Here is a 26,651-nt window from a genome sequence, read left to right as displayed (position 1 = left end):
GGGCGCAAAAGGTACGCCCGGCCCGGGCGTATCACTTGGCCAGATCCATCCAGCGTGCCTGAACGGCGGCGGCGGCCTCTTCGGGGGTTTGATCGCCGCGCAGCATGGCCTGGATTTCCTCGGTCATGACAGACCAGCTTGCAGCGGCTTTTGGCGATTGGCGCATCTCCTCGACGGGGGTATCGCCCGACAGGATGTCCATCTGTTTGAGCAGACTTTCATCAGCACCTTCGCGTACCGTATCCAGCGCCGCCAGGTTGCCCGGCAGTGCATTTGCCGCCTTGGCGGCGCGCGCGTTGACGTCCGGGCTGAGAAGGAAATTCACAAAGGCCCAGGCTTCTTCCTTGTTGGGGCTGTCGGCGGCGATGCCGAGCTCCCAGCCGTGTACGCGATAGGCCGTCGCGCCATCGGTCGGAACGCGGACAAGCGCATAGTCGAGGTCAGGATTGCGGCTGGTGATCGAGCTGGAGTGCACGCCGGGCGAGATCAGGAAACCGGTGCGCCCGGCAATGAATTCTTCCAGATCGACGCCCCCGGTGCGCGAGGCGGCCCCCGGTGCGATACCGCCTGCATCGGACAGATCCTTGAGAAATTGCAGCGTTTCAACCACCTTGGGGTTGTCGAAATTCGGCGTCGTGCCATCCATGATCCGCCCGCCATGCGCGTAAAGCAGCGGCAGGAATGTCAGGATCGGGCCGTTTGACGGGGGCTGGGAACTGAACGGCATGCCGATACCCGAGGTGCCATCCGCCAGTGCCGAGATCGCCTTGGCCTGCGTGGCCAGTTCGTCCCATGTGGTCGGTGGCGCGTCAAAGCCTGCCTCATGCACAAGCGCCATGTTCACATGCATCACAAAGGGAAAGGCGTTGAGCGGCACCATCCAGGTATGGCCGTCGATCTTGCCGATCGGCGCTTCGACCAGATCAGAGGTGGCAAAGCTGTTGTCGTCACGGGCAAGGTATTCATCCAGCGGCGCCAGAATGCCAATATCAAGAAATTCCTTGGTCCAGGGCATATTCAGCCCAAGCACGTCCGACCCCACGCCAATGGCATTGTCCGTCACGATGCTTTCGCGCACTTTGCCAAAGGGCTGGGTCACCAGCTTGACCGTGATATCCGGGTGCTGCGCCTCGAATTCGGCGACAAGATCGTCATAAAACCCGTTGGTGTTTTCGGCCGCGAACCATTGCAGCCATTCGATTTCGGTCGCCTGCGATGCGATGGGGGTCAGCGCCGTTGCGGCGGCCAGTGCCCATGCGGACAAGCGGTATTTGGTTTTCATCATTGGTAGTCTCCTCCACTTTGGTTTTCCGGGGCATCCGCCCGGGTTTTCGGGCTTTTCACCCTTTGACGCCCCCTGCGGACAGGCCGCCGACGACAAATCTTTGAACGAACATGAACAGGATCAGCACCGGCAGAGACCCGATGACTGAAAAGGCCATCATCTCGTCCCACTTCAGGCCGAATTCGCCCACCATCATCGAAATCCCCACCGGGACGGTGCGCATGTCCATTGACCGGGTCAGCGCCAGCGCAAAAAGGAATTCGTTCCAGGCCAGAAGGAAGGTATAGACAGCGGTCGAGATGATCCCCGGCAGCGCCACCGGCAACAACACCCGCACCAGCACGCCCAGGGGCGTGCAGCCGTCGATCGTGGCAGCTTCGTCAAAATCCTTGGGGATCGTATCGAGATAGCCGTTCATCATCACGATGGAATAGGGCAGTGCAAAGGTCAGGTAAGTCAGGATCAGGCCCCAGAGCGTGTCATAAAGCCCGAGAAAGACGATGACGCCGAAATAAGGGATCAGCAGCGTGATCGTTGGCACCATCTGGGTCGTAATGACAAAAAGTTTCGCCACCCGGTCGCCAAAGAAGCGATAGCGCGAGAACCCGAATGCGGCGAGCGTGCCGATCACCAGCGACAGCGCGGTAACGGCAAGGCCGACAACATAGCTGTTGATCAGGAACGCGCGAAACTTGGGGTCGGTCATGACCTTCAGGTAACCGCCCCAGTTGATATCCTCCGGGATGAGCCGGGGCGGCAGTGAGAAAGTTTCGGTTGTTGGTTTTAGGGACACCGACACCATCCAGAGGATCGGAAAGACCATGACAAAGGTGACGATTGCGAGCCCGGCATAGATCGCCACCTGCCGCCAGCGGCGGCGGCGTTCTTCGTTTACACTCCGGCCAGAGCCGTCAGGCTGGGCGATATCTGCCATCACAGCACCTTCAATGTCGCGTTGTCGATGAAATCCCAATCCAGCGCGATGCCGAGGCCCGGTCCCTGTGGCAAGTGGGCCTGACCGTCGCGGATGTCGATCGGGGCCTTCAGGCCGATGGCAAAAAGGTCTTCGGGCACCAACACCTCGAAAAACTCGTTGTTGCGGATCGCAGCGGCGCAATGCAGGTTCACCAGTTCCAGAGGGTGATAGATCGCGGTGTGGATTTCGCAGTTCATCCCGTGGGCTTCGGCAAGATGCGCGGTTTTCATCAGCCCGGTGATGCCACCAGACCACGATGCATCGCCCCGCACGATATCCACCGCCCGGGTCGCCACCAGTTCGGCCACGCCAGCCGGGTGATTTTCCGCGGTTTCGCCGCCAACGACGGGAATGCGCAACGCGCGGGTCAGTTCGCGCATGGACCCATGGCATTCATCGAACATCGGTTCTTCGAGCCAGTAATAATTCAGTTCTTCCAACATCTTTCCGAAATGCAGGTTCTGCTGAAAATTGAAGTTGCTGACCGGATCGGACATCAGGCGGAAATCCGGCCCGACGGCTTCGCGGCAAAGCCGGTGCGCCTCGAACGCGATGCCGATATCCGCCGGGGGGTGCAGTTTGTAGGCGGCCCACCCCCGTGCCTGAAGTGCTTTGGCCTCATCTGCATAGGCCTGTGCCGTGGGCAGGGTCAGGGATGATCCATAGATCGGCACCGCGTCGCGTACTGCACCCAGATGTTTGTAAAGCGGTACGCCCGCCGCCTGTGCCTGTGCCAGATGGCAGGCGATGTCATACGGCGCATAGGCATACGACGGCGTGAAATTCCACGCGCGGTTGAACCGGCGATAATCATGCCAGTGCTGTTCGCGGTAATCGGGATCGCGCCCCAAAAAGAAAGGCCGCAGCAGTTCCGCCGAGACGGCGCCCATGGCCAGCGCGCTGCGCCCGGCAAAACCGAAGGTTTCGACACTCAGCCCCTCGTCGGTGTCAAAGCGCATGGCGAGAAACTCAAAGTCGATCGGCTTGCCGTCTTTCAGGCTATAGGCTCGGTCGGGTTCGTGCCGGCAGGCGCGAATTTCGATGTTGGTGAATTTCATGAAAAATGTTCCTTCAGCCCGCCAGATAGGCGGCGTGTTCTGTCGTGTAAAAATCAAGGGTAGAGGGGCCGACAGACCCGGTGCCAAGGCCAGAGGCGCGGATACCGACAAAGGGCATGTTGTCATCAGGGGCGGTGCCGTGATTGACGTGGATCATGCCGGTCTGAAGCTCGTTCATCGCGCGTTGGGCAAAATCAAGCCGGTCGGTAAAGATCGCACTGGTCAGGCCAAAGGCGGTGGCATTGGCCAGTGCCAATGCCTCATCATCAGAGCGATAGCGCGAAATCGTCAGTACGGGGCCAAAGATTTCATCCTGCGATGCCGGGTTTTCCGGGTCATCGGTGGCCAGAAGCGTTGGGGCAAAAAAGAGCCCCTCTGGCGCGCTATCGGGTGTCAATCGTTGCCCCCCGGTCAGCACCTTGGCGCCGTCAAGTTCTGCGGCACGCACAAGTTGCGTGATCCGGTCCAGTTGCGCCTGGGTCGTGATTGGCCCCAGCGATGTCGTTGCCGCGCGCCCCGGCCCGGCCGTCAGCGCCGTCATCCGGCGGATCAGCCCTTGGCAGGCGGCATCGTATACCTCGTCTTGCACGATCACCCGGCTGATGGCGGTACAGCGTTGGCCCGAGCATTGGAACGCCGCGCCGGCGATTGCGTCCAGCGCCGCATCCAGATCGGCAACCCGGTCGATGATGGCCGCGTTCTTGCCGCCCAGTTCCAGCGAGACGGGCACGAGATTGCCCCCCGCGACCGCCGCGATAGAACGCCCGGTGGCCACCGACCCGGTAAAGGAAATCGCGTCAATTTCATTTGCCGCGACAAGCCCGGCAGCGACGGTTCCCGCACCATTGACCAGGCAAAGCGCGCCCTCGGGCAAAATCCCCTCGGCGGCGCGCACCAGGCGCATTGCCGCTGCGGGGGTGAATTCCGACGGTTTCAACACCACGGCATTGCCTGTGGCCAGGGCCGGAACCAGTTTGCGCAGGGGTGTCAGCACCGGAAAATTCCACGGGGTGATCGCCAAAACCACCCCACGGGGACGGCGCAGGATCATGTTGGTCCACCCCGGGCCGCGCCCCGGCAAGGTTTCGCCGCCATGGGACCGGGCAAAGCCCAGCATTTGCCGTGCTTCGCGCAGGGATTTTCCGATTTCGGCCTTTGACTCGGCCAGCGGCTTGCCCTGTTCATCGGTCATCTCGGCGGCCAGTTCATCGCCCTGTGCCTCGATCCGGGTCAGCCAATCGCCCAAGAGATCGCACCGTTGATTGACCGTCCGGCCTGACCATGCGGCAAACCCCTGCCGCGCCGCAGCCAATGTTGCGGCAATATCCTCGGGTGACGCGCTGGCATAGCGCCCGACGACATGACCCAGCGCGGGGTCACGGGTCTCAAAATCCTGTGGCCCTGACCCGTCTGGCGGTGACGGCAAAACCGGCGGCTGCACTTCGATCTTTGCGGCGTTCATGACCGGCCCTCCACAGCTTTGGCCAGTCCGGCAATCATCGCCTGCGCACCTGCGCGCAACATTGTCTGGTCAGATCCGGCGGGCACAACCTGCGCGCCACGCTGCACCAATGTCGTGACCTCCAGATGTGGCGCGGGCAACGCGCCAAAGACCTTGCCCGCCGCCAGTGTGGCCGTGAGCACCAGATCTATGGCTTCGCGGAAGGCGGGTGCATCGAATTGCCGGAACAGCCCCATCGCCGCAGAAAGATCGTTCGGACCCACAAAAACCCCATCCAGCCGGGGCAGGGCGAGGATATCGTCCAGATTGGCAACCGCTTCGGGCGATTCGATCTGCACCAGCACCGTCAGCGCGTCATTGGCATGGGTGAAATAGGCCCCGGCCTCATACCCCCAATCGGCGGCCTGGATCGCGCCCACGGCAACGCCGCGCCGCCCCTCGGTCGGAAACAGCGCCGCTTCCAATACTCGCGTCGCCATGTCGGCGGTGTCGACCTGCGGCACCAAAAGGGCGTTCGCGCCTGCATCCAGACAGCGTTTGACGCTGCCCGCATCGTGATCAGGCAGGCGCACCATCACTGCGGTGTCAAACCCGGCCAACGCCTGTACCTGCGCGGCCAGCCCGTCAATGCCGCCGCGTCCATGCTCCAGATCGACCAGCAGATAATCCAATCCGGCGCGGGCCATCAGACAGGCAACCTCGGGTGAACCAAGGGTCGACCATGCGCCGGAAACGGCCAGGCCATCGGCCAGCTTCTTTTTAAAGACTCGCCCTTTTTCCAAGGTGCGCGGCAAAGTTTCGGTCATTCTGTTTCCTTCAAAACCGTTGAATAGGCACTGACGAGGTTGTGCGTATGCACATGCGCGCCCGTCGCGATGTCGGCCGTGGCCCGCCCGATGGGCCAACCTCCGCGCCAGATGGTTTCGCCTGCGCGGATGTCGCGCAGGGCGATCTTGTGAAAGACCGGGACCGTCTCGTGTAGTGTGACCCGGCCCCCGTTCCCGCACCCTGAAGGCGCACCCCGGTGCCCGGTGTGGCGGTGGCCAGCAGATAGGCCACCATATCGTCGGGGGCGACCAGATGGGCCGCCACATTGGTTTGTGGGTCGCTCATATTGCCTCTCCGAACCGGCTGATGGATTCATTGCCTTCGCCCATGATTTCGCCAAAGGTCAGTTGGCCCGAGGCGGTTGCGATGATTTGGGCAAGCAACTCTGCGGCCAGGTCTGCCATTGTCCGACCAGCCAGCGCATCCGAGGCGTCAAAGTCGATCTGGCGGTTCAGAGTTTGCACCGTTGCCGCGTTCGCGCTCAGCTTCAGGGTCGGGGCGAGCGCGCTGCAATAGCTGTTGCCCAGCCCGGTGGTAAACAGGATCATTTGCGCCCCCGAGGCGACGAATCCGGTCAGGGATTCCGGCGAATAGCTTGGCGCGTCCATGAAATGAAGCCCGGGTGTGGCGGGGGCCTCGGCATAGGCCAGAACCGATTGGATTGGCCGCGTCCCGGCCTTGAGCACCGCACCGCTGGCCTTTTCTTCGATGGTGCTTAGCCCGGCCTTGATATTGGCGGCGTTGGGATTGGTGCCCAGCAGATCCAGCCCCGCCACCTGCGCAAGGTCCAGCCGTCGCGTCACGGCGCGTTTAAGCGCCTGACCCACCTCTGGCGTTGCCGCCCGGCGCGCCAGTTCATCCTCGGTTCCCAGCCATTCGATGCTTTCGCCCAGCACCACGCTGCCGCCTGCATCCACCAGCCAATCCGCGATATGGCCCAGCAACGGGTTGGTCGCCAGCCCTGACGACGGGTCTGACAATCCGCATTCAAGCCCCAGAAACAGGCTCGCTTATCGGGCAGTCCCGGGGCCGTTGGGCCGACAGATCCCGCAAAAGCCTTGCGGCCTCGCAGATCCCACGCTGGCTGAGCAAATGCGCGTCGTGGCCAGTGTCGTCAAAGCCGAGCGCCGCAAAAGGGCGCCCCGTGGGTTTCAGCGCCGCGATCATCTGATCCAGGCGTGTGCGGTCTGCTCCGATCAACAACACTGCGCCGCAATTGGGGTGCGTCGCCAGCCCGGACAACGCAGCCAGGTGAAACGCGGCGTCCCGTCCGACCATACCCATGCCATACATCGTTCCGGCAAAAACCGCGCCCGGAACAGCCGCTGCCACCCGACGCGCGGCGGCGTCGGTCAGGCCGGTGGTGTTCAGAACAAGCAGATGGTTGCGAACCCCCGGCCGCCCATGGGGCCGGGGATAGCCCAGAAAGGTTTGGGGAGAGGTTGTCGTGGACATGATCAGAAGAACACCTGTTCTGTGGCATCCGCCAGGCTCTCGGCCAATGCATTCGCCGATTGGCCTTTGGGCATCGGATCGCCCCACCAGGAATGGCAATGGCCATCAATGCGTTGCTGCACCGTCAAACGGCGGGTCAGTCCTGTCAGCGGTGACACCCCTAGGGTAGAACCCGACAAGGTCTTGAAATTACGTTGCAATATGTGACCCTCCCAGCCGCATAAGACGACGCTGTTATTGGGAGCCTTGCTAAGCTCTCAGAAAAGATTTGACAGAGAAGCCCCCCAAGTCAATTATCTTTTTGCAGCCACAAAGGGGGCCTCTGCCTATGTCCGCGCCCAATATTCCTTTCGTTTTGTCCGATCACCATGCCCGGAGAAAAGCGTGGCAGGCCGCCTTTGATGATCGCCGGCCCCTGTCTTTGCCGATCAGCGATGGTTACTCTCTGGTGCCTGTTTCGAACGAAACCACCAACCTGGGAGGCAGGCGGGAACAGGCCTCGGTTGAAAAGGCACTCTGCTTGCGCGTAGTAAAGAGCTGGGACGTCGGGACTATTGCGCAAATCATGGATCGGCGGGCACCAAGAAAGCGAATTTTGATGGATTGGGCCCGCGCGACAAGACCAACAAACAGCCACGTCTGGAATTGCGACCCCGACGAAAACATTTTGCAGGAAATCATTTTGGAGACTGAACGTGCGCAGTGAAGTCAACGCCCCGACCGAAGAACCATCAACCCAGACGGCGCCGGTCCAGCGCTCGGGCGCCTATGAGCGGTTCCTGAAGTGCCTGATGCAGGGCACATTCCGCCCCGGGCGGTTGGTCACGCAGCGCGAGATATGCGACGCCACCGGATCGACCATTACCGCAGTGCGCGAGGCATTGAAACGGCTGGAAGCCGAAGGAATCGTCGAACTGATTGCCAAGAAGGGCGTGGTTCTGCATGAAATAGATGCTGACGAGGTGCGTGAGATCTATCAGTTGCGTCGATTGGTCGAGATCCCGGCAGTCCGCGCATACGCGCTTAACCATGATCCAGCGGAGGTTGAGGCGCTGCGCCGCAAGACATTGGATATCATGGCAGCCTCGACCGAAACGGTCGAACAACGCCAGGCCCTCGTGCGCCGTCGGACCACATTGGATTGGGACATGCACCAGGCCTTTCTGCACGCATTGGGCAGCTCTCTGATCGACGAGGTGTTCAGGAATCTCAAGACCAAACAAATGCTGGTGCGTCTGCAACTGCCTCCGAGATACCTCAGCCTCGGAGAAGCCTTTGCCGAACATCTGGAAATCCTGAATGCGATCCGGGATAAAAACCCGGAAGCGGCGTCGCAACTTCTCGAAGAGCATCTCAATACCGCGCAACAAAGATTTCTTGACGCGATCGAATATTAAGGGCCGCTTTGTGGCAGGGCGGGCGAAACCGCCAAGCCTGGAAACCGGATCAGCCAACCAGTCATCGCGACCTATGTCATATGTGGACGCAGCGGCGGCAGGGGCCTTTTGAACCCTGTTCAGCCCATTTCGTAACTCCAGCGCGCCCTATGCTGCCAAGCCGGCCGTTGTCTGACCCGATCGGGCTGAAATCATTGCCTCTGCGCAAGATGTCTTTCATACTTCAACAAATACACCGAAGGACCGTGACTTGAAATCAGCTCCAAAAGGCCGGAAAACCAACCGATCGCGCAGAGCTACCTCTTATGACGTTGCCAAGGCGGCGGGGGTTGCACAATCCACCGTATCGCGATGCTTTCAGCGTGATAATGCAATATCGTCGGAAACGCGCGAACGGGTTCTGAAAATTGCGGCCGATCTTGGCTATAGCACGAATGCCCTGGCGCGCTCTCTTATCACGCAACGCTCCAATATGATTGGTGTGATCGTTACGAAGTTTACCGTCCGCAATAACCCGGAACTGGTTTACGAGCTGGGGAATGCCCTTCAGGCGGCAGGAAATCAGTTGCTTTTGATGGTGATCGATCACGACGCTGCAATCGGGCCAACGCTCCAGACTGCGCTGGAATATCCGCTGGATGGGTTGATCTGCTGCGCCATGATGCCCGCGCAGGATATGGGGCGGTTTCATCAGCGCGGCGTGCCTGTCGTCTTTTTCAACCGCGAGGTAACCTTCGAGGGTGCCGACAGTATAGCAACCGATCATGCAGACGCGGGGCGCAAGATTGCCAGTGGCCTGTTCGCGGCTGGCCATCGCAGGTTGATTTGCATTCAGGGGCCCAAGACCGCCACGGTCAGCCGTTTGCGTGTCGAAGCATTTGTAAGCCGGTGCGCCGAACTCGGGGTGTCGCATGTTCCGCGCTGCTGGACCGACTTTTCCTATAATGGCGGGCGCGCGGCGTTTGTGACGCTGATGGAAACCGAGGGCGTGCCTGACGCGGTTTTCTGTGCGAATGATCAGCTTGCACTTGGGGCAATGGATGCCTGCCGCTTTGATCTGGGCCTTTCAGTTCCAAAAGACATCTCGATCATCGGTTTTGATGATGTCGCAGAAGCGGCGCGGCCCAGCTATGAACTGACCACCATACATCAACCGATCGTGGAAATGGCGCTGCAAGCGCTCCGTTTGCTGGCCGAGCGAATGGATGACCCCCAGCTTGCGACGCGAACCATCCGAATTCCGGGCCAATTCATCTTGCGAAAATCGGCCCGGATCGACATGACCGAACGTGATTAGAGACGCGCGCCGCTTTTCTCGTCAAACAGATGAACGAAATCGAGATCAAGATCGAAGCCGACGGTCTCTTTGTGTTTGAACCGAAGGTGCCGGTCCGCCCGGGCACATACGCGCGCCGGTCCAAAATCGGCCGTCACCAGAACAGCATCCCCCGTCATTTCAGAGTTATAGACGCGCCCACGGATCATTGCCGCATCGGCAGGTTTCACCGTGATATCTTCTGGCCGTATTCCCAATACAACATTTTCACGGGTTTCCGTTGTCCGTGATGTCAGGGATACCGACACTTCAGGCGCCTCGAATACGCCATCACGCAGCGACCCGTGGATCAGGTTCATCGCCGGAGAGCCGATAAAGCTGGCCACAAACAGATTGGCGGGCGTGTTATAGATTTCCTCAGGGGTGCCAAGTTGCTGAATCACGCCTTTTTGCATGATGACGATGCGATCAGCGAGTGTCAGTGCTTCAATCTGGTCGTGTGTCACATAAACGGTTGTGATGCCCATTTCCTGTTGAAGGTGTTTGATTTCAGCGCGCATCGAAACGCGCAGTTGTGCGTCCAGATTGGAAAGCGGTTCATCCATCAGGAACACCTTGGGTCGGCGAACAATCGCACGGGCCAAGGCGACGCGCTGTCGCTGACCACCTGAAAGGGCGCTTGGGCGGCGGTCAAGCAATTGGGTCAATTCGACCCTCTCGGCCACGTCCCTGATCTGTTTTTTCCGTTCCGCTTTGGCGATCCCGCGCACCTTGAGCGGATACGCGATGTTGTCGGCCACCGTCATATGCGGGTAAAGCCCGTAATTCTGAAACACCATTGCGATATCGCGGTCTTTCGGCGGTTCATAGGTGACGTCGGCCCCGTCAATCAGGATCCGGCCTTCGCTTGGTTCCAGCAGACCTGCGATCATCCGCATGGTTGTGGTTTTACCGCAGCCCGACGGACCAAGGAACACCATGAATTCACCATCAGAGATCGACAGGGATTGCGTGGCCACCCCAACGACGCGGCCCCAGGTTTTACCAATGTTTTCGAGTTCTACAGATGCCATTATTTCACTGCCCCAGCTGTCAGACCTTTAAGGAAATGCCGTTGAACCACCCTTGAGATGAGCATCATCGGCACCATGATTGTGAGGCCGATCACGGCCATGATTTCCCAGGCGTCGCCCTTGTCTGTGCGTGCGCTCATCAATGCGACGGGCAGCGTGACAGATTCGTCGCGGCTCAGGATCAATGCGAAGAAAAATTCGTTCCACGTCACGACAAAGCAGAAAATCGTCGCTGTCATGATCCCCGGCATTGCAACCGGCACGACCACATCGATCAGGGCGCGAAACCGCGAGGCCCCGTCGATCATCGCCGCTTCTTCCATATCCATCGGCAGCGCGTCGATGAAGCCTTTGATCATCCAGATGGCATAGGGAATGACAATGGACAGGTTGACCACGATCAGGGCGATGCGCGTATCCAGCAAACCAAGTGATCGGAAGAAGATAAACAACGGGATGATGATCATGACGGCGGGCACGAATTGTGTGGCCAACAAACCGACAGGCCAAACCGCCCCACCCGGATAGCGGAACCTTGAGAACGCATAGGCCGCCGCTGTCGAGGTGGGAATGGCAATCAGCAGAGTGAAAACCGTGACAATCGTGCTGTTGAGAATTCGGTCGCCCAGTTCATAAAGCGGCCCGAAAGCCGTAACAAAATTCTCAAGCGTCGGCGTGAACAGGATATTCAGCGACAAGACCTCGCTCGGGGCCTTGAAGGCCGTCGCCGAAATCCAGAGCACTGGCAAAAGCCAAAGCGCCGCGATGACGCAAATGGCAGCCAGTTTGCCCCAATAGAGCAGTTTGCGGTTGCGCCGTGTCCGAAGCTCCGCCTTGGTCGGGGTGCGGGGTATCGTCATTTTTGACCTCCGAACAGCATCCATGAATAGATCATCGCGAGAATAAGCATCGCAAACGCAAGGAAATAGGCCATGGCAGCGGCATAGCCGAAGTCATAGAATTTGAACGCTGTCTCATAGACCTGATATGGCACCGTTGCGGTTTCAGTGCCTGGCCCGCCCTTGGTCATTGTAATGACCTGTTCCAGCATCTTGATCGAAAAGATCGTCTTGAGCAGGATGGCAATCGCGAGAACACCCTTGAGCTGTGGCAGGGTGATCGTGAAGAAAATGCGCAGCGGCCCCGCGCCATCGATTTTGCCCGCCTCGATCGTTTCCTGGGGCAGTGACGCCAGCGCCCCGATGAAGGTCAGCATGAAATAGGGCGCCCAGTGCCACATATCGACAAGGACAAGCGCCGCCATGGCCGTGTTTGAGTTGGCAAGGATGGCCACATCGGCAAATTGTGGAAACAGCCACCCAATCAACGCATCGGCCGCGCCGAATTCCGGGCTGAGAAGAAACCGCCATGAAATACCGACAAGGGCCGGTGACATCGCAAAGGCAAGCACCAGAATGGAACGCACGTTCACCTCTAGCGGGCGATCCCCCTGCAACAAAAGGGCCATGGCCATTGCCGCGATAATCGTAACCACCACCGAGAAAAAGGAGAAAACGCAAGACACCCACACACTATCCCAAAAGCGCGGATCGTCGGTAAACAACCGGATATAGTTGTCGATGCCGATAAACGGCCCGAGTTTCGGGCTGATTGTCAGGTTCCAGTCATGCAGTGAATACCAGAACGATTGCACGATCGGGTAAAACAGCATGGCGATGCTGATGAGAAGGGCGGGGGCCAGAAGCCCCCACTTGAGTGCAGTATCGCGCATCGGATTACTCCGGGTTGCGATCGACGGCGCGCTGAACTTCCACAGCAGCGGCGTCAAGTTTCGCTTTTATATCACCACCATTGGCCGCAATATCCGAAATCATTGCTTCCAAAACGGACGCAACCTGTGGCCATGTTTTCAACATCGGCATGGCCCGTGCATTTTTCAGGCTTTCATAGCCCACTTCCTGCACGCCAAAGTTGGCTGCATTCACGTCCTTGTTCAGCAAACTGGACGTATGCACGACGATGATCTCATTGGTGTCGGGATCGCTCTTGTCGGTGGTGATGTCCACCTCAAGGGACGGTGCCGCCATCCACTTCAGAACTTCCCAGGCGGCTTCTTTGTTCTTGGACAGGTTGAAGATGCCAAAGGGCATGCACTGACCAATGCCCGACTTGGTGTCATTGCCAAACCCGGGAACCGCTACAAAACCGACCTGATCAGAGTTCAGTTTGGAGTTTTCGCCGGTAAAGCGGGCATAGCCCCACCACCAGGCGCTTACCATTGCCGAATTGCCTTCGGCAAAGGACGATACCTTGTCGCCTTCAACGAATTGAACCGAACCGGGGTTTGCGACACCAGCTTCCAGCAGCGGCGCCAGATAATCGCGGGTTGCCTCGACACCGGCGTCGCTGTTGAAGGCAACTTTGCCATCTGCATCAAGCAGCTCGGCCCCATGGCCGCGCATGTAGTTCATCCAGGAAAACAGGTTCTGAAATCCGTTGCCCTTGCCGTAATCCATCGCAATGCCGGCAACGCCAGTGGCATCCTGCACCTTTTTCGCGGCAACAACCAGTTCATCCATTGTCGTTGGTGGGACAACACCTGCCTTTTCGAACAGATCCTTGCGATAGAACAAGAGCTGTGCCTGTCCCCGAACGGGAAGCCCGTAAAGCGTGCCTTTGTAGGATGAACAATCCACGAATACAGGCGGATAGTCGGTCATATCAAAGCCATCAGCGGCAACAAGATCATCCAGCGGAACAAGATATGGCGTCAGCGACGGCCCCCAGGAATCCTGATAGGTCACAAGATCATAAGCGTCGTTGCCTGCAATCGCCTCGGCTGTGATCTTGTCCAGCAACTGACCGTAGGGAACGTAAGAGTGGACTACGTCGATACCGGTCAGTTCTTTCAACTGATCAAGGCGTTTGGCCTGTGCGCGGTATTGCCCGGCGTTCGGCAGCATGATGTTGACCGTTGTCCCTGCATAAGGCTTGCCCGGTTTCAGCGAAAACGCTTCTGCGGTGTCTTGTGCCCAGGCTGTGCTGGTGCCGGTCAACAGGGCCGCGGCGGCTGCCGATCCCAAAAACATACGTCTGTTGATAACCATGTTGTCTCTCCCTCTGTTAAGCTTGAATTGGGTTTTCACCCAATGATCTGTCGTTTTCATGTGGCCGCATTCGAATGCTTACGCAAATGCAATCCGATTGGTATTTGTTTGATGGCTAGGCCTTTTCCCGCCTGAGGGGCTTTTCATCCCGGCTCTTCTCACCTGCCGTCACCTTGGTGATCCAACTGCCCAGAATGCCCGATAAGTCCTTCGGCTGATCAAATGCAATCATATGTCCGGCGTTTTCGATAACGGCCCGGGTCGCGTTCTCGAACCGCCCGACGATAACCTCGTGTCGCGACGGCGGGCAGAGTTTGTCATTGGCACCTGACACCAACAGGACAGGCACCGTGATTTGCGCGGCCCTCGGGGTGCTGTCACGCCGCGAAATCGCCAGATCGTTCTGGGTGCGATACAGATCAGGCCCCACAGTTTCTGCCATTGCGGTGTAAGTGGCCAGATCCGCATCGTTCCGAGTGTTGAAGCGCGGCCAAAGATCCGCACGCGCATGGGTGGCTATTCCTTTGGCTGCTCCGCGTGCCTCATCAGAACGCCGTGCTGCGGCCCCTTGTTCTGTTTCCGCCCCCAATCCGGCACAGACAAGGGCAAGGCCCGCGACGCGCTCGGGGTGCTGGGCGATGATTTCAAGTGCAATTAGGCCCCCCAGGGAAAACCCGGCCAGGATGAATTTGTCAGGCAGACTTGCCTCAAGCTGTTTCACATAGGCCGTCATATTGGCGCAATCTGTGGGTTTGCCGTTAACCTGCCCCGCGATGATGACGGTTGCGCCAGCATCCATTTCACCCAAAATCGGGGTCCATATACGCCGGTCACACAAGGTGCCACCAATCGCAACAAGAGGCAGGTCTTTGCTCAAAGCTCTTCCCCGGCAAGTTGGCGCGCCTGCATGATCTGTGTCAGGACGGCAATCTCATCGTAGATGCGCCATTCGCGTAAAATCTTGCCGTCGCGCAGTTCGAAATGGGTGATCCCCATAATGCGGACAGGTGTGCGTGTTGGGGCGCCGTACAGCGGCACGCCCGAATAGGTCGCGTGCATGGTCCAGACTGCCGCGACCCGCAGGCCAAGATCGGCACTTTCGTTCACCACCAGATCGCGCAATTCGATCCGCCCATCCGGGAAGGCGGCCAGCAAATCAATGACTTGCTGTTGATATCCCTGAATGCCCTGCGCCCGGCGCATCCGAACCGAATGGCAAACCACCTTGTCATTGCAATAGGTGCTGACCTTGTTGAACAGGCGGCGGTTCCACACATCCTCGAACATGTTTTCGATCATGTCGCATTCGGCGCGAAAACGGTCAGGGCGTTTGCCGGAAACACCTTCGATCGCGGGCTCATTATAAGTGCCGCCAAAGGCCTGGGAATTCAGAACATCCAACCTTTCGCCGGTGACGGGCGACGCCTTTGCCAGATCCCACGCGATCTTCTCAGGCTCCAGCCCCAGCGATTGCAGCACTGCATATTCATCGCGCACCAACCATTCCTCGACCACCTTGCCGTTCTGCACGGTGCAATGTGCGATGGTGCGCGATACCCAGTCTTTGCCCGTTGGCGGACCATAGGTCCAATATCCGGTATGGGTGCCGGTTTTGAAAACACGGTGCGAAGAAATAAAGCCCGTGCTGCCCCGTTCTTCCCAAACCACATCCTCGCCGCTGCCACCGCCGCCATTTGGAAACGCGCTCATCTTCTGGACAGAGTTCATCATAACATGGTCAAAATCATAGGTTTCGCCATAGGCGGTGTGAACCTTGATCGTCTGGTCATAATGTTCGCCCAAACGGCCCAACCCCATGTCGATCCAGATTTCATCAGTCCAGGACAGGATGTAATCGCGCGGATCGCGGTACGGTGCATAGGTTTGCGGATCGATGTTTGAAAGCTGGTCGGGGAGTGTCATTGTAGTCCTGTGATCATGATGTGGTGACGTGGGGCGGCGCCCCTGGTTCACTTTCCGCAACGCTATCCGCAATGCTGCAATTGCCAAAGGCGGAACTCGGTGTAGTAATGACATTACTTGACTTCATTAACGGAAATTCAGCGATGCACAGCAGGGTTGATCTGAATACGTTGGAAACTGCTGTTGTGGCAATTTCCGAGGGCAGCATGAGCCTGGCGGCGGCGCGATTGAGCTTGACTCAATCCGCAGTGTCGCAGGCGCTCAAGCGGGCCGAGGCATGGTTCGGCGTTGATCTGATCTATCGCGATACCCGTCCGTTCATTCCGACAAAAGCGGGGCAAATCTTGTTGGAGCAAATGCCGCAGATCCAGAACAGCGTGGATCAGATGATCGAAAGCGTGCGTGCCGCCGCCGCAGCCCCCGAGCGGTTCAACCTGCGCCTTGGGATGATTGACACATTCGCGTCTACTGTCGGGCCGCTGTTGTTGCGTGAATTGATTGACGGCGCCCTGGCGTTGCAGCTTTCGGCGCTGTCCGGGCTTGCGCCGGCACAATCCGATGCGATGAAACAGCACGCGATCGACGCTGCAATCACCTCGGAGGATTTGACAGGGTCAGGGGATATCGACGAATTTCCCCTGTTCCGCGAACCTTTCGTTCTTGTCTGTGCGGCGCATAAGGCCCCGGAACTTCGAAATCTCCCGCTTGGGGATGTATTGAAATCGAACCGGTTGATTCACTACAGCGCGCGATCTCATATGGGGCGCCAGGTGGACCGGCATCTGCGGCGGGTCGGGCTGGAACAGGCGCGCGTTTTGGCATTCGACAGTTCTGATTCTCTGCTCGCCATGGTGACGCGTGATGTCGGCGTTGCCATCTCTACGCCCCTGTGCATGTTGCAGGGCGGCGTGCATCAGCCGGGATTGTCCGTCCTGCCGTTGTCGGGGCCGGGGTTTTCACGCAAGGTGTCGCTTTTCGTGCGCCGGGGGGAATTGACGACGTTGGGGCCGAAGATTGCCAGCATTTCACGCAATCTGATCCGCACCGAAATTCTGCCCCAGTTCATCAGTCAGATCCCATGGCTTGCAAGCCAGACAGACGAGATGATTCTGGAATGACGGGGAATCACGCCTGGGCGAAAGCCTGCGCGATACGGTCTGGCCCATCCTTGCGTGCAAGGCAAAGTCCGAGAAGGATTCGCGCTTTTTCCGCCGAAAGAAGCCCGGCCGAAATTATCCCGCGGCGGCGATTATCGGCGCCATCCACCACACGTCCGGCCAGTCCTTTTGTTGCCTGAACCACCGTCACCCCTTGCCGGACCGCTGCCGTCAGCGCCTCGGCCTCGGCGGGTGTGGACATGCCGGGGCCAAAGCCCGCGCTGATAATTCCCCCTGCTTTGGCGTTAACAAAACTGCGGATCGCAACCCCGTCCGCTCCGATGTGGGAATGACAGATATCGACACGCGGCATGTTTTGCAGATGCGCCACCTCAAAGTGAAAAATCTCTGACAGGTCAGACAGGGGCCGGTCAATTCTGACATCGGCGCCACTGACGTGACCGATTGGCCCGAATCCATCGGAGCGGAATGCGTTCACCAGCGCCGTATCGGTTTTGCGAACATCGCGGGGCGCATGGATTTCGTCATTCAAAACCACCCAAACGCCGCCCGTTTTCACAGATTGGGCAACCCTGAACGCCGCCGCCAGATTGGCGTTGGCGTCCGACGACACCCCATTACAGGGCCGCATTGCCCCGGTCAGCACCACAGGGATCGGCAAGCGCAACAGCAGCGACAAACACCATGCGGTTTCTTCCAGGCTTGCCGTTCCATGGCCGATCACAATTCCGCCGATTGTCGGATCATCCGCAAGGGCGGTGCATGTTTGGACCAGATCGACCCAATCATTCAGGGTCATTGCGGTGCTGTCGATTCTGCGGAATTCCACGGTGCGGATGTTCGCGATGACGCCATCCAGACCGGATTGGGCGATCAGTTCTGCCGCATCGAGCCATTGCCCGGTCGCTGCATAATCCAGCACATCAAAGCGATCACTCCCAAGGGACGCGATCGTCCCGCCCGTTCCGATAAAAGCTGTTTCACGCACGATGGTTCTCTTTTCTGACGTCAACGGTCACGATGCTGTGCCGGTCTTTTCGGCCAACTGCAAATCAAACGGGTTTACCAGCAACAGTATGACCCATGCTTCTGATAGTTGTAAATCTGGCTAATTGTTGGCGATTTACCCTGCCGCTGATGAAAATTTTGCGCAACCATTCTGACAACCCGCAACCTCTTTTCGTGTTGGATCGTATCGCAAATGCCAAATATTCGAACTGAAACGGACAGTCTCGGCGAACGTGAACTGCCCGCCACTTGCCTTTATGGCGTTTCAACACTTCGCGCGATCGAGAATTTCACGATTTCTTCGCGCGTGATTGGTGATGAGCCGGAATTCATCCGCGCGTTGGCGCAAATCAAATCGGCGGCGGCAAACGCCAATCGGGATCTGGGCGTATATGATCGCCGGATCGCAGTCGCCGTCATTGCAGCCGCAGATGAGGTCATTGCAGGTCGTCACGCCGATGCCTTTCCCGTTGATATGATGGAGGGGTCGGGTGGCACCTCGATCAACATGAATATCAACGAGGTGCTGGCAAACCGTGCCCTTGACCTGTTGGGAAATGCGCGGGGGCAGTACGATATCGTCAGCCCGAACGATCATGTGAATTCGGGGCAATCGACCAATGACGTTGTGCCCTCTGCCGTCAAGCTGGCGGTGCATCAAAAGGCGGTAACTTTGCTGGACGCGTTGGGCGAACTGGCAGCGCACCTACAGGAAAAGGCCGAAGAATTCGACGATGTGCTGAAGATCGGGCGCACCTGTATGCAAGCGGCGCAGCCGATGCGGCTTGGGCAGGCGTTTGGCGGCTATGCCGCGGCGATCCGCCGGTTGCGGGGCAAGCTGGCCGATGATTGTGACGATCTGTTGGTCTTGCCACTGGGCGGCACCGCAATCGGCACCGGTCTTGGGGCGGCACCCGGTTATCGTCCGGCGCTTTATACGCATTTGCAGCGGATCACGGGCAAACCCGTCACGCCCCCCGATGACATGTTCGACGCAATGCAGAACGCCGATGCGTTCGCGCGTGTTTCCTCTGAAATCCGCATCGCAGCCGAGGTGATCGGCAAGATCGCGGCAGATCTCATTCTGTTGTCGTCGGGGGCCAATAGCGCGGTGGGTGAAATCCAACTGCCCGCTGTGCAGCCCGGATCATCAATCATGCCGGGCAAGATCAACCCGGTCATTCCGATGCTGATGCAGCAGGTCGCCTTTGCCGTTGTCGGCAATGACACGGGTGTGTCGCTGGCGGCGCTGAATGGCCAGCTTGAGATCAACCATTTCGAACCGATCATCGCATCGCGGATGTTCGATTCCATTGATCTTTTGGCAAAATCTACACGGATTTTCACCAAAAGCTGTGTTTCAGGGATCAAGGCCAATCGTGAACATTCCTTGCGGAATCTGATGGATTCCTCTGCCATGGCCACGGTTTTTGTCCCTCAGCTTGGCTATGCCAAAACCTCGGAACTGGTGAAGCTGTCGATCAAGGAACAGCGTCCCTTTGTGCAGCTCGTGATCGAACGCGGATTGCTCAGCAAAGATCAGGTTCTTTCCACGCTTCAGGATTCGACAATCCGCAAGGACAGCGTTGCATGAGCCGCTATTCCGCCCTGTCGATCCTGCGCCATGGCCTGACGGGGAATAAACGCTGGTCGCACGCCTGGCGTGACCCGACCCCAAAGCCTAAATATGATATTGTGATCATCGGTGGCGGCGGGCATGGCCTGGCCACCGCCTATTATCTGGCCAAGGAACACGGGCTGCGCAACATTGCCGTTGTCGAAAAAGGTTGGCTGGGCGGGGGCAATACCGGACGCAACACCACCATTGTCCGTTCCAACTATATGATGCCCGGCAATACGATGTTTTACGAACGCTCCATGCGTTTGTGGGAAAACCTTAGCCGCGATCTGAATTTCAACGTCATGTTTTCCCAGCGTGGGCAATATAACCTGTGTCACTCGCCGGCGCAGATGGATGCCGCCCGCAGGCGCGGCAATATTCTGATGGCGAACGGAATTGAAGCCTCGTTGTTTGACCGTGCCGAGGTGCGGCGCCGCTTGCCCTATCTCGACTGGTCGGACAGGGCGCGTTTTCCCATTCAGGGTGCGATCTATCAGCAGCGTTCCGGCACCGCGCGGCATGATGCGGTGGCATGGGGCTATGCCCGGGGGGCCAGCGATCTGGGTGTCGATATCATTCAGCAATGCGAAGTGACGGGGTATCTCTGGGACGGCAACGTCATCAAGGGTGTCAAAACCACGCGCGGGCCGATCAAGGCAGGCAAGGTTGCCCTTGCCGTTGCGGGCCACACCGGGCATCTGGCCGCAAAGGCGGGGTTGCGCCTGCCGATCGAAACCCACGCCTTGCAGGCCTTTGTGACCGAACCTCTCAAGCCGTTGGTGGACACGGTCATTTCCTTCGGCGCGGCGCATTTCTATATCAGTCAGTCGGACAAGGGCGGCCTTGTGCTGGGTGGCGATCTGGACGGGTACAACTCCTATGCCCAGCGAGGCGGATTGCCCTTGGTGGAACACACCCTTCAGTCGGCCAAGGCGCTGATGCCTTGCCTGTCGCGTCTGCGCCTTTTGCGCCATTGGGCTGGCGTGATGGATATGTCGATGGATGGTTCTCCGATCATCGACAGGACGCCGATTGACGGGCTCTGGCTCAACGGGGGCTGGTGTTATGGTGGGTTCAAGGCCACGCCGGCTTCGGGCTTTTGTTATGCCTGGACCCTGGCCAAGGGCGAACCCCACCCCGACACCGCAGAGTTCCGGCTGGATCGCTTCGCGCGGGGATACCAGATCGACGAAAAAGGCGTGGGCCCCACCCCCAACGCGCATTGAGGTAGAACATGCTCCGACTTTCCTGCCCCGTCTGCGGGCTTCGCGATGAAACCGAATTCACCTATGGCGGGGATGCCACGCTCAGGCGCCCGGCGCCAGAGAATACCGATATGACAGCATGGCATGATTACGTGTTTGTCCGCGACAACCCCCGTGGTGCGCATCGCGAATACTGGCATCATGTGCAGGGGTGTCGGCAATGGCTGGTGGTAGAGCGGGACACGCTGACGCACCACATCAGCGGCGCGGTTCTGGCACGCGAGGCAGACCTATGACCGCAAGAAGACTGGCATCTGGCGGCCGCATCGACCGCAGCAAAGCAATGACATTGAGCTTTGAGGGCAGGGCGATTGCCGCCTTTGAGGGCGACACGTTTGCCTCTGCTCTTTTGGCGGCGGATCAGATGCTGATCGGGCGCAGCTTCAAATACCACCGCCCGCGCGGGATCATGTCGGCAGGGGTTGAAGAAACCAACGCATTGGTCGAACTCGGGGTGGGGCCGCGACGCGACCCCAACACCCCCGTTACAACTGTCGAAGCCGCGCCAAACCTGACCGCCACGGCACAGAATGCCTGGCCGACGCTGCGTTGGGATATTGGTGCGCTCAACGGTGCCATGTCACGGTTTCTCGGCGCCGGGTTCTATTACAAAACCTTTATTGGACCATTCAAAGGCACAGGGTTCTGGATGCTGTGCGAACGCTTTATCCGCCGCGCGGCAGGTATGGGGCGGGCGACAACAGACCCTGACCCCGACCAATATGAAAAGATCAACGCCTATTGTGACCGGCTGATCGTGGGCGCCGGGCCTGCGGGGCTTGCGGCGGCCCTGGCGGCGGGAAAGGCGGGGGACAATGTTATCCTTGTCGAGCAGGATTTTGCGGTGGGTGGGGGGCTTTTGTCCGATCCGGCCACCGGTAAATCCGCTGATTGGCTGCGTGAAACCGAAGCCCACCTGACAAGGCTTCCCAACGTCCGCATCCTGCGCCGCACCACGGCTTTCGGGGCCTATGATGGCAATGTCTGGGGTCTGGTGGAACGCTTGCCGCCATCGTCGGCCCCGGCCTTGCCACGCCAACGTAACTGGCTGGTCCGCGCCAAGGCCGCAGTGCTGGCCACGGGCGCGATAGAGCGGCCCCTTGTCTTTGCCGGAAATGACCGGCCCGGCGTGATGATGGCGGGGGCGGTTCGGCAATATCTGAACCGCTATGCCGTGATCTGCGGCCAACAGATCGTGATCTGTACCAACAATGACAGCGCCCACAGCACCGCCCGTGATCTGGCCCGGGCGGGGGCATCGGTTTTACTGTGCGATATGCGCCAGAATCTGCCTGACGACATATCGCGCCCGACGGTCGAGGCGGGTGTGACGCTGCGGGTCGGCTATGGCGTGATGTGTGCAAAAGGCGCGGCCCGCGTAAAGGCGGCGCTGATTGCCAGGGTTGATGATGACGGCAAGGCCGTTGAACCCGCGCAAGCATACCCCTGTGATCTGCTTGCCATATCGGGTGGTTGGACACCTACGCTGCATCTATGGAGCCAGCGCCATGGCAAGCCCGTGTTTCGCCCGGAACTGGATGCCTTTGTCCCCGACGCCACACGCGACGCGGATATTCTTTGCATCGGCGCGATCACGGGTGCGGCAGCAACCGCCGAATGTATTGCCCAGGGCAGCGATGCGCTTGCCGGTCAGGCGCCCGTGCCCGCGCTGGAAGCGCACCCCACGCCATGGCCGCGCGATCTGTTGCCGGTTCACGTGCTGACCCACCAGAACGGCAGCACCAGTGGCAAGGCCTTTATCGACTTTCAGCACGACGTAAAGCTGGCCGATATAGATCAGGCGCATACCGAAGGGTATGTCTCGGTCGAGCATTTGAAACGCTATACCACATCGGGGATGGCCGCCGATCAGGGCAAGACCTCGAACCTGAATGCGATGGCGCGGATGGCCATGCTGCGCGGCCTTGATGTGCCAAGCGTTGGCACCACCACGTTTCGCCCCCTATACCCCTGTGGCAATCGGTGCGGTGGTGGGGCATGACCACGGCCCGCATTTCGCACCAACCCGGCGCTCGCCGATCCATCACTGGCATCTCGAAAACGGCGCCAGACTGACCGAGGCCGGGGCATGGATGCGCCCGTGGTACTATCCGCAGCACGGCGAAGACCTGCGCGCCGCCTATATCCGTGAGGCGGGACATGTCCGTGAAAAGGTCGGAATTGTCGATGTCTCAACCCTTGGCAAGATCGCCGTGCAGGGGCCGGATGCTGCCGAGTTTCTCAACCGTACCTATGCCAACGGGTTCAAAACCCTGTCTCCGGGGCGTCTTCGCTATGGTGTCATGTTGCGCGATGATGGGCTGGTGCTGGATGACGGGGCGGTCGCCTGTCTTGGGGCCGGTGATTACTTTGTCTCGACCACCACCGCCAATGCGGCAAAGGTTCTGGCCCGGGCAGAGTTGATGTTGCAAACCGATTGGCGCGATCTGCGCTGTCATGTCACCACCGTAACCGATCAATGGGCCGCCATCGCCGTTGCAGGCCCTTTGGCGCGTATCGTTTTGCAAACCGTATGTCAGGGCGCGGATGTGTCACGCGACGCTTTGCCCAATAATCACTTCACCCATGGGACCATTGATTCCATACCCTGCCGTCTGCACCGGATGAGCTATTCCGGCGAGCTTGCCTATGAAATCTACATACCGGCCCGTCATGGCCGCGCCATCTGGGAAACCCTGATCGCCAAGGGCGCGGCCCATGGTCTGATCCCTTACGGCACCGAAGCGATGGGCACCCTGCGCATCGAAAAAGGCCATGTCGCGGGGGCAGAGATCGAGGGGCGCACGACAATCAATGATCTTGGATTGGAGGGGTTCGCCTCGACCAAGAAACCATTCATCGGCTCGGTGCTGCGCCAAAGACCGGTGCTGAAGGATCCGGCCCGCCCTGGTCTTGTCGGGTTGCGTATGCAAAAGGGGGCCGCCGCAAAAGCCGGCGCCCTGCTGTTTGCCCAAACCGCCGAGGCAAGGGGCCATGGCGAAGGTTGGGTGTCATCGACCACCTATTCCCCCGCGCTTGGTTGCAATATCGCGCTGGCTTTTCTGTCCCGCGGGGCGACGCGCACGGGCGAAACATTGCGCGTGGTCAGCCCCATCGACGGGTTGGATGATCTGGCCGAAGTCTGCTCTGCCCATTTCTTTGACCCCACAGGAGAGCGCCAGAATGCTTGACAGTGCCTATACCGCGCAGGGTGTGACCAGCCATGGAGAGTTTGTCAAAATTTCACAGGATCCGATTGTCGCGCTGTGGCAGATCGCGGGATGGGAAGGATTTGAACAGGCGGTCGCAACGCCCATTGCAGAGCTTGGACTGACGTTGCCCCCCGACACCAAGACCGTTGGAACAGCAAAACATGCCCGCCTTTGGCGCGTGGCCCCCGACCGCGTTTTGATTCAGACCGAAGGCGCGGCCCCGACACACCACCCCGATCTTGCCACGCTGGATATGTCTGACTCCCGTATTCGGCTGACGATCTGCGGCGCGGGTGCGATGGGCCTGTTGACGCGCGTGCTGCCTGTTGACCTTTCGCTTGCGGCGTTTCCGGTTTCTTCGTTTGCCCAAACCGGCCTGCATCATGTCGGTGTTTTGGTAGAGCGTTTGGCCGAAGACAGTTTTGTTCTGATGATCCCGCGCAGTTGGGCAGAATCCGTTTACGAGGTTCTGATGCTGCATCTGTTGGCGAAAGCGGGGCCGGAGCAATGAAATCCGGCCCACAAGGACGATCAGTATCCGCTGCTTTTCTTGCCGGGCCGGGCCGTTTCCCCGCGTGCGAGCCGCAACCTGCTCGCGCGCGGCCTTGCCCAGAAGGTTGGCATCATTTCCGGGGGTGACAAAATTGAACCCCTGCGCGGCCCGCATCGCGGCCGCCTCTCCCGAGGAACAGAACACCCCGACACCCTTGCCCGCTGTGCGGCAGGCATCAACGATCCGGGCGATCGCATCCTTCACGACCTGCGCTTCGGATTCCGCCTGAGGGGCAACGCCAAGCGCAAGGCAAAGATCATTTGGACCAACATAGATCCCGTCCAGCCCTTCGGTGGCAACAATTGCATCCAGGTTTTCAAGCCCTTCGGCGGTTTCAATCATCGCCATCGCGATCATTTCGTCGTTGGCATGGTCAAAGTAATCGGACCCACCATAGGTGATCCCGCGCGCCGGACCGAAAGACCGGTTGCCAAACGGCGGATAGCGGCAGGCCCGCGCGAATTGGCTGGCGTCCTGGGCTGTGGAAACCATCGGGCATATGACGCCATAGGCCCCCGCATCCAACAACTGCATGACCAGCGCCGGGTCGTTCTTCGAAACCCGTGCAAAGGGCATCGCGGGCGTGCCGGAGATCGCCTGAAACATCCCCATCGCCGTATCAAACCCCATCATGCCGTGTTGCAGATCGACCGTTACCGCGTCAAAGCCCTGCATCCCCATGATTTCAGCGGAATAGCTGTTTGGGATGGCCAGCCAGCCATTCACCGCTACACCGCCGTCTTTCCATATTTTTCTGATCTGGTTCTGTCGCATCTAGCATTCTTTCCTAAGGTTACGCGTCGGGGCAATGACCAGAGAATGGACAGGTTTCGAAGCCGAAACCAAGAAATACCACCTTGTGCCAAAGAGCCGCGCAACGTATAGCGCATTCGAATGCGCAAGGGAAGAAGCGCCGATTACATCCTTCTCATTTTGCCCACGAGATTGGCAGCGGGTTTCACGCTGGTCCCGCCAACCACCAGCACAAAACAGGAAAACCAATATGACGCCGCAGGAACAGCTCGCCGGAATGAACCCGGAAACATATGCGCCTTACCGCGATCCGCGCGAGTACATTCAAAGCTGGACCGACAAGATCTGGATCGCGCGGGGTCTGGGGCATATTTTCGACCATTATGCCCCCGATGTGAAAGTTCACACCTGCTATGGCGAAACGTATGGCATGGAAAATGTCATCAGCAACTCGCTCCAGAAAATGATTGCTTTCCCGAACCGGGGCGGTGGCCATGATGATGTTGTCTGGGAACGCCGCGGCGACAACGGATTCATCTCGTCACACCGCGTTTTCAACAACGCCACACATTCCGGCCCGTGGACCTACGGGCCTGCAACCGGCAAGGATTGGGCCAATCGCGGGGTTGCGCATTGTGTGATCCAGGACGGCCTTGTGACCGAGGAATGGGTGATCCGCGACGAGTTTGCCGTGCTTCAGGATCTGGGAATGGATCCTTACGAGGTCGCCGCCGATCTTGCAAAACGCTCTCCGGTATTGGGCGAACAGATCAAAACCGAAAGTGAACCGCCTGCCTTTGCCGGTCGTTACCCGGACCCGATCAAAACCGGTATTTCCGGCGATCGCCCCGACCATGCCCGCACAGAATGCGAAGCCGTGATGCGCCTGTTTGACGAGGTGTGGGAAAAGAAATTCTTTGATCTGATCCCCGAGCTGTGCAGCGATACCATCGTTTGCCAAACGGTGCGCATGCGCCGCGCGCTTGGTCTGTCAAACTATCAACTTGAAACCATGAGCCTTCTGGCCATGATCCCCGATGCCAAAGTGGAAGTGCGCGACATTTGCGTACATGATTCCGCCGATCTTGGTCTTCGCGTGGCCACGATCTGGGCGTTGCGCGGTACATATTCCGGCGCGCCGTTCTATGGTCCGACCAACCGCGCGCCCCTGACCATTCTCGGGTCCAGCCACTTTGAATTCCGCAACGGCAAGATCATCCGCGAGTGGCGCATCTTTGACGAAATCGCCGTCATTGCTCAGATCATCGCCCATCAGGCCAAACTCGACGCGGCAATTTCTGCCGAATAATCCCCAAGACA

The 26,651-nt window shown here is 59.0% G+C and carries 26 protein-coding genes; 10 read left to right on the top strand and 16 right to left on the bottom strand.

The window, feature by feature from the left end:
• Positions 1-31: 31 nt before the first annotated feature.
• The 8 genes from AC0L7P_RS21080 to AC0L7P_RS21045 form a co-directional block, all read right to left on the bottom strand.
• Complete coding sequence (locus AC0L7P_RS21080) at positions 32-1,285, bottom strand: ABC transporter substrate-binding protein (protein WP_473436078.1); 1,254 nt, start codon at positions 1,283-1,285, stop codon at positions 32-34.
• A gap of 55 nt (positions 1,286-1,340) precedes the next feature.
• A complete protein-coding gene (locus AC0L7P_RS21075) occupies positions 1,341-2,219 on the bottom strand; it encodes a carbohydrate ABC transporter permease (protein ID WP_473436077.1) in 879 nt (292 codons plus the stop codon).
• On the bottom strand, positions 2,219-3,319 hold the full coding sequence (locus tag AC0L7P_RS21070) for an enolase C-terminal domain-like protein (protein WP_473436076.1): 1,101 nt from the start codon (positions 3,317-3,319) through the stop codon (positions 2,219-2,221). The genes AC0L7P_RS21075 and AC0L7P_RS21070 overlap by 1 nt, the downstream gene beginning before the upstream one ends.
• Before the next feature lie 13 nt (positions 3,320-3,332).
• Entirely contained in the window at positions 3,333-4,781 is a 1,449-nt protein-coding gene (locus AC0L7P_RS21065) for an aldehyde dehydrogenase family protein (RefSeq protein ID WP_473436075.1), read from the bottom strand.
• Positions 4,778-5,587 carry an HpcH/HpaI aldolase family protein gene (locus AC0L7P_RS21060; protein WP_473436074.1) on the bottom strand — a complete coding sequence of 270 codons (810 nt, stop codon included), beginning with the start codon at positions 5,585-5,587 and terminating at the stop codon, positions 4,778-4,780. The genes AC0L7P_RS21065 and AC0L7P_RS21060 overlap by 4 nt, the downstream gene beginning before the upstream one ends.
• Positions 5,588-5,890: 303 nt before the next feature.
• Positions 5,891-6,589, bottom strand: a complete 699-nt coding sequence (locus tag AC0L7P_RS21055; protein ID WP_473436073.1) for a hypothetical protein — start codon at positions 6,587-6,589, stop codon at positions 5,891-5,893.
• A 7-nt stretch (positions 6,590-6,596) separates the two neighbouring features.
• Entirely contained in the window at positions 6,597-7,064 is a 468-nt protein-coding gene (locus AC0L7P_RS21050; protein WP_473436072.1) for a UxaA family hydrolase, read from the bottom strand.
• 2 nt (positions 7,065-7,066) lie between these two features.
• Positions 7,067-7,264: a hypothetical protein gene (locus tag AC0L7P_RS21045; RefSeq protein WP_473436071.1), complete on the bottom strand. Its 198-nt coding sequence runs from the start codon at positions 7,262-7,264 to the stop codon at positions 7,067-7,069.
• 128 nt (positions 7,265-7,392) lie between these two features.
• Here AC0L7P_RS21045 and AC0L7P_RS21040 point away from each other — a divergent pair, with 128 nt between their 5' ends.
• The 3 genes from AC0L7P_RS21040 to AC0L7P_RS21030 all read left to right on the top strand — a co-directional run bounded on the left by AC0L7P_RS21040 (position 7,393) and on the right by AC0L7P_RS21030 (position 9,758).
• Complete coding sequence (locus tag AC0L7P_RS21040; protein ID WP_473436070.1) at positions 7,393-7,770, top strand: hypothetical protein; 378 nt, start codon at positions 7,393-7,395, stop codon at positions 7,768-7,770.
• Positions 7,760-8,461, top strand: a complete 702-nt coding sequence (locus tag AC0L7P_RS21035; RefSeq protein WP_473436069.1) for a GntR family transcriptional regulator — start codon at positions 7,760-7,762, stop codon at positions 8,459-8,461. Before AC0L7P_RS21040 ends, AC0L7P_RS21035 begins: the two co-directional genes overlap by 11 nt.
• Positions 8,462-8,711: 250 nt before the next feature.
• On the top strand, positions 8,712-9,758 hold the full coding sequence (locus tag AC0L7P_RS21030) for a LacI family DNA-binding transcriptional regulator (RefSeq protein ID WP_473436068.1): 1,047 nt from the start codon (positions 8,712-8,714) through the stop codon (positions 9,756-9,758).
• Here AC0L7P_RS21030 and AC0L7P_RS21025 read toward each other — a convergent pair.
• From AC0L7P_RS21025 to AC0L7P_RS21000, 6 genes are all read right to left on the bottom strand, one after another.
• Positions 9,755-10,810: an ABC transporter ATP-binding protein gene (locus AC0L7P_RS21025; RefSeq protein WP_473436067.1), complete on the bottom strand. Its 1,056-nt coding sequence runs from the start codon at positions 10,808-10,810 to the stop codon at positions 9,755-9,757. The genes AC0L7P_RS21030 and AC0L7P_RS21025 overlap by 4 nt on opposite strands.
• Entirely contained in the window at positions 10,810-11,670 is an 861-nt protein-coding gene (locus tag AC0L7P_RS21020) for a carbohydrate ABC transporter permease (RefSeq protein ID WP_473436066.1), read from the bottom strand. Before AC0L7P_RS21020 ends, AC0L7P_RS21025 begins: the two co-directional genes overlap by 1 nt.
• Positions 11,667-12,542 carry a carbohydrate ABC transporter permease gene (locus AC0L7P_RS21015; protein WP_473436065.1) on the bottom strand — a complete coding sequence of 292 codons (876 nt, stop codon included), beginning with the start codon at positions 12,540-12,542 and terminating at the stop codon, positions 11,667-11,669. Before AC0L7P_RS21015 ends, AC0L7P_RS21020 begins: the two co-directional genes overlap by 4 nt.
• 4 nt (positions 12,543-12,546) lie before the next feature.
• Entirely contained in the window at positions 12,547-13,878 is a 1,332-nt protein-coding gene (locus AC0L7P_RS21010; protein WP_473436064.1) for an ABC transporter substrate-binding protein, read from the bottom strand.
• Between the two features lie 115 nt (positions 13,879-13,993).
• Entirely contained in the window at positions 13,994-14,716 is a 723-nt protein-coding gene (locus tag AC0L7P_RS21005) for an alpha/beta fold hydrolase (protein ID WP_473436238.1), read from the bottom strand.
• Positions 14,717-14,751: 35 nt separating this feature from the next.
• Positions 14,752-15,801 (bottom strand): nuclear transport factor 2 family protein, encoded by a 1,050-nt coding sequence (locus AC0L7P_RS21000; RefSeq protein WP_473436063.1) that lies wholly within the window; start codon positions 15,799-15,801, stop codon positions 14,752-14,754.
• A gap of 71 nt (positions 15,802-15,872) precedes the next feature.
• On the opposite strand from AC0L7P_RS21000, the gene AC0L7P_RS20995 reads away from it, so the two are divergent.
• Positions 15,873-16,919, top strand: coding sequence for a LysR family transcriptional regulator (locus AC0L7P_RS20995; RefSeq protein ID WP_473436062.1), 1,047 nt, complete (start codon positions 15,873-15,875; stop codon positions 16,917-16,919).
• A 7-nt stretch (positions 16,920-16,926) separates the two neighbouring features.
• Here AC0L7P_RS20995 and AC0L7P_RS20990 read toward each other — a convergent pair whose 3' ends face one another.
• On the bottom strand, positions 16,927-17,907 hold the full coding sequence (locus AC0L7P_RS20990; protein ID WP_473436061.1) for an asparaginase: 981 nt from the start codon (positions 17,905-17,907) through the stop codon (positions 16,927-16,929).
• A gap of 213 nt (positions 17,908-18,120) precedes the next feature.
• Between AC0L7P_RS20990 and AC0L7P_RS20985 the strand changes: the two genes are divergently transcribed.
• The 5 genes from AC0L7P_RS20985 to AC0L7P_RS20965 are packed head-to-tail and all read left to right on the top strand — an operon-like array spanning position 18,121 to position 24,004.
• Positions 18,121-19,521 carry an aspartate ammonia-lyase gene (locus AC0L7P_RS20985; protein ID WP_473436060.1) on the top strand — a complete coding sequence of 467 codons (1,401 nt, stop codon included), beginning with the start codon at positions 18,121-18,123 and terminating at the stop codon, positions 19,519-19,521.
• A complete protein-coding gene (locus tag AC0L7P_RS20980; protein WP_473436059.1) occupies positions 19,518-20,774 on the top strand; it encodes a sarcosine oxidase subunit beta family protein in 1,257 nt (418 codons plus the stop codon). Before AC0L7P_RS20985 ends, AC0L7P_RS20980 begins: the two co-directional genes overlap by 4 nt.
• An 8-nt stretch (positions 20,775-20,782) precedes the next feature.
• On the top strand, positions 20,783-21,049 hold the full coding sequence (locus tag AC0L7P_RS20975; protein ID WP_473436058.1) for a sarcosine oxidase subunit delta: 267 nt from the start codon (positions 20,783-20,785) through the stop codon (positions 21,047-21,049).
• Positions 21,046-22,815: a 2Fe-2S iron-sulfur cluster-binding protein gene (locus AC0L7P_RS20970; RefSeq protein WP_473436057.1), complete on the top strand. Its 1,770-nt coding sequence runs from the start codon at positions 21,046-21,048 to the stop codon at positions 22,813-22,815. Before AC0L7P_RS20975 ends, AC0L7P_RS20970 begins: the two co-directional genes overlap by 4 nt.
• The gene (locus tag AC0L7P_RS20965; RefSeq protein ID WP_473436056.1) at positions 22,754-24,004 is read left to right on the top strand and encodes a glycine cleavage T C-terminal barrel domain-containing protein; all 1,251 of its coding nucleotides are present in this window, start codon (positions 22,754-22,756) and stop codon (positions 24,002-24,004) included. The genes AC0L7P_RS20970 and AC0L7P_RS20965 overlap by 62 nt, the downstream gene beginning before the upstream one ends.
• A 52-nt stretch (positions 24,005-24,056) precedes the next feature.
• Here the strand turns inward: AC0L7P_RS20965 and AC0L7P_RS20960 are convergent, their stop codons facing one another.
• A complete protein-coding gene (locus AC0L7P_RS20960; protein ID WP_473436055.1) occupies positions 24,057-25,352 on the bottom strand; it encodes an HpcH/HpaI aldolase family protein in 1,296 nt (431 codons plus the stop codon).
• A 229-nt stretch (positions 25,353-25,581) separates the two neighbouring features.
• Between AC0L7P_RS20960 and AC0L7P_RS20955 the strand changes: the two genes are divergently transcribed.
• Positions 25,582-26,640, top strand: a complete 1,059-nt coding sequence (locus AC0L7P_RS20955; protein WP_473436054.1) for a nuclear transport factor 2 family protein — start codon at positions 25,582-25,584, stop codon at positions 26,638-26,640.
• Positions 26,641-26,651 lie beyond the last annotated feature (11 nt).

The organism is Oceaniglobus sp. K40-3 (genome assembly GCF_055808395.1).
The sequence above is the reverse complement of the archived record's forward strand: the minus strand, read 5'-3'. Positions and strand labels throughout refer to the sequence as shown.

What these genes read in the sequence shown, in the direction of transcription:
- AC0L7P_RS21080 (WP_473436078.1), bottom strand. Translation starts at nt 1,285, where the DNA reads ATGATGAAAACCAAATACCGCTTGTCCGCATGGGCACTGGCCGCCGCA.
- AC0L7P_RS21075 (WP_473436077.1), bottom strand. Translation starts at nt 2,219, where the DNA reads ATGGCAGATATCGCCCAGCCTGACGGCTCTGGCCGGAGTGTAAACGAA.
- AC0L7P_RS21070 (WP_473436076.1), bottom strand. Translation starts at nt 3,319, where the DNA reads ATGAAATTCACCAACATCGAAATTCGCGCCTGCCGGCACGAACCCGAC.
- AC0L7P_RS21065 (WP_473436075.1), bottom strand. Translation starts at nt 4,781, where the DNA reads ATGAACGCCGCAAAGATCGAAGTGCAGCCGCCGGTTTTGCCGTCACCG.
- AC0L7P_RS21060 (WP_473436074.1), bottom strand. Translation starts at nt 5,587, where the DNA reads ATGACCGAAACTTTGCCGCGCACCTTGGAAAAAGGGCGAGTCTTTAAA.
- AC0L7P_RS21050 (WP_473436072.1), bottom strand. Translation starts at nt 7,064, where the DNA reads ATGTCCACGACAACCTCTCCCCAAACCTTTCTGGGCTATCCCCGGCCC.
- AC0L7P_RS21040 (WP_473436070.1), top strand. Translation starts at nt 7,393, where the DNA reads ATGTCCGCGCCCAATATTCCTTTCGTTTTGTCCGATCACCATGCCCGG.
- AC0L7P_RS21025 (WP_473436067.1), bottom strand. Translation starts at nt 10,810, where the DNA reads ATGGCATCTGTAGAACTCGAAAACATTGGTAAAACCTGGGGCCGCGTC.
- AC0L7P_RS21020 (WP_473436066.1), bottom strand. Translation starts at nt 11,670, where the DNA reads ATGACGATACCCCGCACCCCGACCAAGGCGGAGCTTCGGACACGGCGC.
- AC0L7P_RS21015 (WP_473436065.1), bottom strand. Translation starts at nt 12,542, where the DNA reads ATGCGCGATACTGCACTCAAGTGGGGGCTTCTGGCCCCCGCCCTTCTC.
- AC0L7P_RS21010 (WP_473436064.1), bottom strand. Translation starts at nt 13,878, where the DNA reads ATGGTTATCAACAGACGTATGTTTTTGGGATCGGCAGCCGCCGCGGCC.
- AC0L7P_RS21000 (WP_473436063.1), bottom strand. Translation starts at nt 15,801, where the DNA reads ATGACACTCCCCGACCAGCTTTCAAACATCGATCCGCAAACCTATGCA.
- AC0L7P_RS20995 (WP_473436062.1), top strand. Translation starts at nt 15,873, where the DNA reads ATGCTGCAATTGCCAAAGGCGGAACTCGGTGTAGTAATGACATTACTT.
- AC0L7P_RS20985 (WP_473436060.1), top strand. Translation starts at nt 18,121, where the DNA reads ATGCCAAATATTCGAACTGAAACGGACAGTCTCGGCGAACGTGAACTG.
- AC0L7P_RS20980 (WP_473436059.1), top strand. Translation starts at nt 19,518, where the DNA reads ATGAGCCGCTATTCCGCCCTGTCGATCCTGCGCCATGGCCTGACGGGG.
- AC0L7P_RS20975 (WP_473436058.1), top strand. Translation starts at nt 20,783, where the DNA reads ATGCTCCGACTTTCCTGCCCCGTCTGCGGGCTTCGCGATGAAACCGAA.
- AC0L7P_RS20970 (WP_473436057.1), top strand. Translation starts at nt 21,046, where the DNA reads ATGACCGCAAGAAGACTGGCATCTGGCGGCCGCATCGACCGCAGCAAA.
- AC0L7P_RS20960 (WP_473436055.1), bottom strand. Translation starts at nt 25,352, where the DNA reads ATGCGACAGAACCAGATCAGAAAAATATGGAAAGACGGCGGTGTAGCG.
- AC0L7P_RS20955 (WP_473436054.1), top strand. Translation starts at nt 25,582, where the DNA reads ATGACGCCGCAGGAACAGCTCGCCGGAATGAACCCGGAAACATATGCG.